This is a genomic window from Halobiforma nitratireducens JCM 10879, assembly GCF_000337895.1.
Taxonomy (GTDB): domain Archaea; phylum Halobacteriota; class Halobacteria; order Halobacteriales; family Natrialbaceae; genus Natronobacterium; species Natronobacterium nitratireducens.
The window spans coordinates 1-2,386 of record NZ_AOMA01000168.1; the positions used below are offsets into that span (position 1 = coordinate 1).

A 2,386-nucleotide genomic window follows, 5' to 3' on the forward strand; every position below is an offset into this window, starting at 1 on the left:
AGCACGGCGTCACCATCCGGATTCTCGAGCGTGCTGGCGACGAACTCGTAGGGAATCCGCTCGCCGTCTTTCGTCACTAGCTCCGCCTCGACCTGCGAGTGTCCCGTCTCGAATACGCCTGCGATCGCGTCGGCGATCACGTCCCGGTCCTCCTCGGCGAAGAACTCGAGGGCAGCCATCGAATCGATTTCGTCGTCGGTGTACCCCGTGACTGCTGGCAGACTTTCGTTCCAGCGACGGAGCTCACCGTCTTCGTCGACGACGTAGAACACGTCGTCGATCGCGTCGAGCAGGTCGTCGGTGTACCGGCGAACCCGCTCGAGGTGGCGTTCGCGTTCGCGGAGTTTCCGCTCGGTCTCCCGGCGCTCGGTCACCTCCTGGGACATACCCATCGCGGCGAACACGTCACCGTCGACGCCCCTGACGGGCGCGAAGTGGAACCGGTAGACCCGACCGCCGACCGTTCGCTCGATAGTGTTTGGCTCGCCCTCGATAGCGTTTTCGTAGTTCGGGACGACGATGTCGGCGAGTTCCCGTGGCAGTGCTCGTTCGATCGGCGTCCCCACGAGTTCGTCGCGGGACACGTCCCCGCTCCCTGCCAGGGTTCCGCCGAACGTAACGTACTGGAGATCACGGTCAACCAGTGCGACGGTGCCGTTGGGGAAGTTTTCGATCAGGGTCCGGTAGCGACGCTCGCTCTCCTCGAGTTCGCGTTCTCGCCGCCGACGCTCGAGCTCCTGGCCGACCCACTGTGTGGCGAGTTCGACGAACGATCGCTCCGTCGGCGTGAACGGCGTTTGCCGGGGCTCTTCGCTCTCGAAACAGAGCGTTCCGAACCGATCGTTCCCGACCGTGACTCGTCCCCCGACGTACGCGTCGATCCCCCATGTCTCGTAGGTCTCCCCGTCTATCCGTTCGTCGGTCGACGCGTTCGTAAACGCGAGCAATCCATCCGAGTCGATCGTTTGCCGGCAGTAGGTCTCGGACAGTGCGATCTCCGTTCCGGGCTCGAGCTGGTCGTCCTCGCTCACGCAGTGGGTGATCTCGAACCGGTCGTCCTCCTCGTCGATCGCCGCGAGGTAGCCGACATCGAGATCAAGCCGGTCGCGACCGAGCTCGAGCAGCTGGTGGAGCTTCGTTTCGAACGACCGATCGGCGTCGGACGTAATTTCGTAGAGTCGCTGTAGCGTCCGGTTCGTCGACCGGAGCTCTCGACGCGCCTCCGTCCGATCGGTCACATCTCGAAAGAACACTGAGAGCCCGCTCTCGGAAGGGTACGCGTTGACCTCGAACCAGGTCGACAGCGGGGGGACGTACTCCTCGAACGCGGTCGGTTCCTGTGTCGCCATCGCGTCGCGATACTCCCGCTCGAAAGTCGAATCGACGGCGGCGGGGAACCGATCCCAGACGCACTCGCCGAGCAACCCTTCACCATCGGGATCGATCACCGTCCGCGCACGGTCGTTGGCGTAGGTGAATCGCCACTCCTCGTCGAGCGCGAAGATGGCGTCCGTGATCCGCTCGACCGTCGTCTCGACTGTGCCGTCGGACTCGCCCTCGAGTTGCGTTTCCTCGTCTGCGTTTTCGATCCGTGGTTCCAGCAACTCCGCCACGCGAGCCAAGAACGCCACCCCCTCGTCGTCGACCGCATCCGGTTCACTCGCGTACGCCCCGAGTACCCCCCAGGCTTGCCCATCCGCCGACCCTACGAAGATCGGGACCGTCGCGCCGCTTGCGATACCGTGGGCCCCGAGCAGGCTCGAGTCGTCGATCCGATCGTGGTCCGGGTCCTCGAGTACGACCGGCGAGCCGGTCGTTAACGCCCGCTCGATCCGTTCGTCTCTGACCACCTTCCCCCGCGGCTCGGCGACGTGATCGTCGTCCCAGCCATCGCCGCGGCGAAGTACCACGTGCCGGCCGTACCGACTCGACGAGCCACCGTCGGTAAAGAGCCCGCAGCAATCGACGCCGAGGACCGCCCGCACCGCATCGAGAGCCTCGTCGAATACCGCCTCCAGGTCGTCTCTCTCGAGCGCGACCCGTCCGAGCTTCGAGAGAGCGTTCCGCTGGCGACGCCGGCTGTCTTCTCCTCTGGACGCGGACGAGTCGAACACCACCATCGTCTGACTGCCTTCCACAAAACGATTGCTGGCTATAAAGGTAGTGCCCGAAACTTCCGGTTTCGACACAATCAGTCCCCGAGAACAGTGTTCTGGTCGAGGAGTCTTTGCCGCCCAAAGAGCGCGCCCCGGCAACGGTATCGTCCCCGCTCGCGGCGATCTCGAGTCTCGACTCGACGGGCCACGTTTCTGGGATGTAGAGCGTCTACAAACGAGCTTCGGAGGAATCAAATAAAATCCGAGTAGAACTCTCTCGAATCCTATGT

The 2,386-nt window shown here is 63.8% G+C and carries 1 protein-coding gene; it reads right to left on the reverse strand.

What is annotated here, in order from left to right:
- Positions 1–2,114: PAS domain-containing protein (locus tag C446_RS15765; protein WP_239639523.1), on the reverse strand; the 2,114-nt coding region annotated here is incomplete at its 3' end.
- Between the last annotated feature and the right edge of the window lie 272 nt (positions 2,115–2,386).